This is a genomic window from Aeromonas caviae (genome assembly GCF_000819785.1).
Lineage (GTDB): Bacteria > Pseudomonadota > Gammaproteobacteria > Enterobacterales > Aeromonadaceae > Aeromonas > Aeromonas caviae.
In genome coordinates this window covers 1-2,291 of sequence record NZ_CDBK01000081.1, presented here as the reverse complement: position 1 = coordinate 2,291, position 2,291 = coordinate 1, and the positions used below count along the sequence as shown (strand labels likewise).

Sequence of the window (2,291 nt, the reverse complement as noted above, 5' to 3'; positions counted from 1 at the left end):
GGAGCGCCGTTTTCATTATGCGCTAAACTCTCTAGCCACCAGTGCCACTCGGCCCCTTATTTTTTGGGGTAAAATAACAAACTTGGATATGACAAAAAAAGCAGACATTCTGTGATAAATCTCATATCCTGTGCGGCGTCACGAGGTGTTTGCTGGCAAGGTATCACAAGGTAACAAAGTGTTATTTTTCGTTATAAAATAATTTCAGGCCAGGCCTGACGCGGCTTGCAGCCTGATAGCGAAAAAATACCTGGCCACGACGCCGAATACTGCACAGAAAATTGACCTGGATTAAACCATTGCAGGTCTGATTTCGTTACTTTACAACATATCCATACTGACACGGTGAGACAGGAAGCCTCATTGGCGACCATCTCTCCAAACAATATCAATAATATGGGGTGAAACCATGTACGAGAAGTCTGTTGTTATTACTGCTGAAAACGGCCTGCACACCCGTCCTGCAGCTCAGTTCGTGAAAGAAGCCAAAGAATTCCAAAGCGAGATCACTGTGGTCTCCGGTGGCAAATCCGCCAGCGCCAAGAGCCTGTTCAAGCTCCAGACCCTGGGTCTGACCAAAGGCACCAACGTGACCATCCAGGCTGACGGCCCGGACGCTCAGAAAGCCGTTGAGAAGCTGGTTGCCCTGATGGACGAGCTGGAGTAATCCAGCTTTATTCCTCCCCCACAGTCGTTTTAATAGGAAGGATTATGATATCTGGCATTCTTGCGTCCCCCGGTATCGCATTCGGCAAGGCGCTTCTTCTGAAAGAAGATGAAATCGTTATCAATCAGGGCAAGATTCCCGCCGAACAGATTGATGCCGAGATCAACCGCTTCCTCGAAGCCCGCACCAAGTCAGCCGCACAGCTGGAAGCCATCAAAGAGATGGCCGGTCGCACCTTCGGTGAAGAAAAAGAGGCCATCTTCGAAGGCCACATCATGCTGCTCGAAGATGAAGAGCTGGAAGGGGATATCAGATCCTTCATCAAAGAACACAAGGCCTCTGCCGACAGAGCCGTTCACGAGGTGATCGAACAGTACGCCAAGATGATGGCCGATCTGGATGACCCCTATCTGCGTGAGCGCGCCACCGACTTCCGTGACATCGGCACCCGTCTGGTCAAGAACGTACTGGGCATCGCCGTTGTCAACCTGAGCACCATCGACGAAGAGGTCATCCTGGTCGCCAAAGACCTGACCCCGTCTGAAACCGCTCAGATCAATCTGAAATACGTGCTGGGCTTCGTCACCGACATCGGTGGCCGTACCTCCCACACCTCCATCATGGCCCGCTCCCTGGAGCTGCCGGCCGTCGTGGGCACCAACGACATCACCGAGCGCGTCAAGAACGGTGACATGCTGGTGCTGGATGCGATCAACAACCAGGTCATCATCAACCCGACTGCCGACCAGTTGAACGAAGCCAAGAAGTTCCAGGCCCAGTTCCAGGCAGAGAAGGACGAGCTGGCCAAGCTCAAAGACCTGCCTGCCATCACCCTGGATGGCCACCAGGTCGAAGTGTGCGCCAACATCGGGACCGTCAAGGATACCGAAGGTGCCATCCGCAACGGCGCCGAAGGCGTGGGTCTGTACCGTACCGAGTTCCTGTTCATGGACCGTGACGCGCTGCCGACCGAAGACGAGCAGTTCAAGGCTTACAAGGAAGTGGCCGAAGCCATGCCGGATCAACCGATCATTGTCCGTACCATGGACATCGGCGGCGACAAAGAACTGCCCTACATGAATTTCCCGAAAGAGATGAACCCCTTCCTGGGCTGGCGTGCCGTGCGTATCTTCTTCGATCGCACCGACATCATGCACGCCCAGCTGCGGGCCATCCTGCGTGCGTCTGCCTTCGGCAAACTGCGCATCATGTTCCCGATGATCATCTCCGTCGAAGAGTTCCGCAGCCTGAAGGCTACCGTGGAGACGCTGAAAGCCGAACTGCGTGCCGAAGGCAAAGCCTTTGATGAATCCATCGAAGTGGGTATCATGATTGAGACCCCGGCCGCGGCCGTGATGGCTCATCATCTGGCCAAGGAAGTGGATTTCTTCAGTATCGGTACCAACGACCTGACCCAGTACACCCTGGCTGTCGACCGTGGTAACGAGATGATTTCCGCCATGTACAACCCGCTGTCACCCTCCGTCCTGACCCTGATCAAGATGGTGATCGACGCTTCCCATGACAATGGCAAGTGGACCGGTATGTGCGGTGAACTGGCTGGTGACGAACGCGCCACCTTGCTGCTGCTGGGTATGGGTCTGGATGAGTTCTCCATGAGCGC

The 2,291-nt window shown here is 54.5% G+C and carries 2 protein-coding genes; both read left to right on the top strand.

Going from position 1 to position 2,291, the window contains the following annotated elements; genetic code table 11:
- Positions 1–409 precede the first annotated feature (409 nt).
- Positions 410–667 carry an HPr family phosphocarrier protein gene (locus BN1120_RS13385; protein WP_005303128.1) on the top strand — a complete coding sequence of 86 codons (258 nt, stop codon included), beginning with the start codon at positions 410–412 and terminating at the stop codon, positions 665–667.
- A gap of 44 nt (positions 668–711) precedes the next feature.
- Positions 712–2,291 (top strand): phosphoenolpyruvate-protein phosphotransferase PtsI (gene ptsI, locus BN1120_RS13380; protein ID WP_042016474.1); only part of this gene is annotated, 1,580 nt, incomplete at its 3' end.